The organism is Pseudanabaena sp. 'Roaring Creek' (assembly GCF_001402795.1).
Lineage (GTDB): Bacteria > Cyanobacteriota > Cyanobacteriia > Pseudanabaenales > Pseudanabaenaceae > Pseudanabaena.
Window position 1 is genome coordinate 1 of record NZ_LIRE01000370.1, and the last position, 2980, is coordinate 2980.

Annotated in this window: 5 protein-coding genes; 1 reads left to right on the forward strand and 4 read right to left on the reverse strand. The window is 41.5% G+C overall.

Going from position 1 to position 2980, the window contains the following annotated elements:
- From AC805_RS27370 to AC805_RS12530, 3 genes are all read right to left on the reverse strand, one after another.
- Window positions 1–261 (reverse strand): tetratricopeptide repeat protein (locus AC805_RS27370; protein WP_197278714.1); only part of this gene is annotated, 261 nt, incomplete at its 3' end.
- Window positions 246–1055 carry a tetratricopeptide repeat protein gene (locus AC805_RS12525; RefSeq protein WP_055075747.1) on the reverse strand — a complete coding sequence of 270 codons (810 nt, stop codon included), beginning with the start codon at window positions 1053–1055 and terminating at the stop codon, window positions 246–248. The genes AC805_RS12525 and AC805_RS27370, both read right to left, overlap by 16 nt.
- Before the next feature lie 8 nt (window positions 1056–1063).
- A complete protein-coding gene (locus AC805_RS12530; protein ID WP_055075748.1) occupies window positions 1064–2356 on the reverse strand; it encodes an ATP-binding protein in 1293 nt (430 codons plus the stop codon).
- Window positions 2357–2432: 76 nt separating this feature from the next.
- Here AC805_RS12530 and AC805_RS25620 point away from each other — a divergent pair, with 76 nt between their 5' ends.
- A complete protein-coding gene (locus AC805_RS25620; protein ID WP_156341399.1) occupies window positions 2433–2585 on the forward strand; it encodes a hypothetical protein in 153 nt (50 codons plus the stop codon).
- Here AC805_RS25620 and AC805_RS26275 read toward each other — a convergent pair.
- On the reverse strand, window positions 2562–2980 hold a 419-nt coding region (locus AC805_RS26275; protein ID WP_197278713.1), incomplete at its 5' end, for a hypothetical protein. The two genes, AC805_RS25620 and AC805_RS26275, sit on opposite strands and share 24 nt — an antisense overlap.

Genomic DNA, 2980 nt, shown 5'->3' on the forward strand with positions numbered 1-2980 from the left:
TTCTTGTCTCAGGGCAAGGGCTTGTTTATACAGTGGTTCTGCTTCTTCATATCTCCCTTGCGATTCGTACAGCCCTGCGAGGTTATTGATACTGGTGGCGACATTGGGATGGCGCTCGCCTAAAATTTCTTGCATCAGTGCAATGGCTTGTTTATACAGTGGTTCTGCTTCTTTATATCTCCCTTGCGAATAGTACAGCGCTGCGAGGTTGTTGATACTGGAGGCGACATCGGGATGGCGCTCGCCTAAAATTTCTTGAATGCGAGGTTATTGATAATGGTGGCGACATTGGGATGGCGCTCGCCTAGTTGGCGCTCGTATAAATCTAAGGCTTTACGATAGGCATATTCGGCTTGATTGTATTGAATGTTGTTTACATAGGCATCAGCCAAACTATTGTAAAGACTAGCTAATAGAGGTGAATCAGGATCTTGGGACAGCAGATTGTCGATTTGCTTTTGTAGATCCACAGGATTGGCATTAGTAAAATTTTCTTGAGCGGATTCCACTTGATTGCTGAGTTCATATGTTGCAGATGAAAAATTAATTGGGACAGAAATAGATTGCGAAAATTCAAACACACCGCCTCGCCAACTCCAAAAATCAGGAGCTTGTTGTGATAGAGATGTTGCGATCTCAGGCGTTAACCAAATTACAATCGGAAATTTAAAATCTCGCAATCCTTCCCTTGTCCATTGCGCCGAAAAGAAAAATTGTTCTTGAGCAGATTTTAGTTCATTGAGGCGAATCCCCAAAAGTTCATCTGTACCCAAAACTGTCACGATCGCAGGTTTCCCAACTGACATTAACACAGGTTCCTGTGATACCAAATCCTTTAAGCATTGCTTCAAACTAGGTTGCTGGCGATCTATTCTGACACGATGACAACTTGTACCCTTAGCAGTCAATTCCTTCTCATAACTACCAATCAACTCATCGCGATATCTCCGATTATCACAAATCGCAATCAACAAATTCAGCCTGCCATAGCTAGCTTGAACTGACATCAACAAACGCCGCAAATTCCGTTGATTTTGACTGGAATCTTTTTCCATCGTAAGATCTAAGCCTCGATCAGTTTTTTCTGTTTCAGCAAATCCACCACAATCGGATGCACGTCATACCACAGCGAAGCATTCTCATACTCCAATACCATCAAACCATGCAACAGTTTGACAAAATCTTCATTACTAGAATCCTCAGGTACCGAAGTTTCATATATCTCTTTCAACAAATGGTAAAGACTACTGCCAATTTGCCGCGTAAAATCATGGCGCAAATTTTGTAAGGCAGCATTGAGAATCTCTTCATTGATTACAATATTTTCACGCTCTGGTTCGATCTCGATTTGCACCATACATTCCGTACAGCATTCCCGCGCAATCCGCACTAATTCCCGCATCACACCACCACTCTTTAACACCATCTCATGGGCAGTTCGCGCCTCAATTAATCCTTCAGGAATACGTTTATCTAATACTTTTAGGAATATATTCAGATTTTTAGCAATTGGCTTCACTTCTGGATTATGGCGATCGTCTTTTGGGAAAAATTTAGTCACAGGAAACAGATGCGGACGCACCACACCCTCTGAATTGAGCGAACCCATTACCTCTGGCTCTTGAATTGCCGAAACAGGAATCGTAAAGACTATCCGAATTTGCGGTGAAAATAAAGCCTTGATATTGTTTCGATAAATCGCTTCGACTAATGGCAAATCCAACTTATCAAGATCGTCAATGATTACAATTACAGGCTTTCGCGTCTTTAACTGAATCGCCGCCGCAAGGCGATCTATTTTGCCCACTAGATCGGAAATCTTTTTAGCAAAGGTGGTCTCTATCCCATCACGAAAACTTTTTTCCTGTTGTAGTTTTGCAGAAAATACCTCCAGAAATTTAAGATCGAAACCCACTCCCCCTTTAGTCTCTTCACTTTTTGATTGCTTATGTACAGTGGTATTCCAACCTAAAATAGTTTCGCTAATATCTTCCGCTACATCTATTCCTAAAGTTTTAGCATGACTGAGCATCAACAAAGCGATCGCATACAAAATATTCGTATGTGTCACTGCCGTCATTTCGATCAAATTGGCGATCGAGAAAAATACTACATGATGGCGATCCGCCATTTCATTTGCTAATCGTTTCAACAGCGTAGACTTACCGCAACCACGATGCCCCGCAAAAATAAACTTGCCATTTTTTTCAGATGCCTCAATTTCGCGCTTCAGCCTAACCTTGACCTCTAGCCCATAGTCCACCCGAAATTTTTCGATATCCTCTGCATCAACTAGCGGGAACAGATCTAAGTCTTTATAAATTTGTTGAAATTTCGAGAGAAGTTCAAGATCCATAATTGCCAATTGCTGCAAATGATAGTTTTGGTAATCAAATAATGCGATCGTAGCAATAAAAAGTATAGCCTAACGCTTGCTTACGCATTGCTATCAGAAACTAAAGCGATCGCCTTTTGAATTATGCGATCGCGATCGCCCATCGCGCCTAACTCAAAAAAAGGCGATCGCTAATTTAGCGATCGCCTCTCTCTGTTTATTCCTATTAAGCATTCCGCACTGTCAATGACAAACGCACATCGCTTACTGATATTTGATTACTGCCAGACTTATGGCTATAGCTGGGAATCCATAGATATTGGTTCCCAATTTTGGTATTTAAAAACTCACTGTCATTGTTAGCAAAAATATTGTAAGGAGATGACCTTACCTCAAATCTAGAGGCTGTATTGGAACCCGTATAGAACGATGCGTCGAGAGTAGAAGTTATTAAATCTGGATCGATTTCCCCCAATGCTGCGGCAAAGATAAAAGCCCCTCGCCCTTGGGAGAATACCAAATTATTTAAATTGCCCAAGGCATACCAGCCCGAAATACTCCCTATGTAATTAGTAAAGGTATAGTCCGCAGACTCGATCTCAGAAGGGGTAGAAACATCGGCATAAAAAACATGAACAGTATTCG

Coding starts and splice junctions, on each gene's coding strand:
- AC805_RS12525 (WP_055075747.1), bottom strand. CDS start 1,055: ATGGAAAAAGATTCCAGTCAAAATCAACGGAATTTGCGGCGTTTGTTG.
- AC805_RS12530 (WP_055075748.1), bottom strand. CDS start 2,356: ATGGATCTTGAACTTCTCTCGAAATTTCAACAAATTTATAAAGACTTA.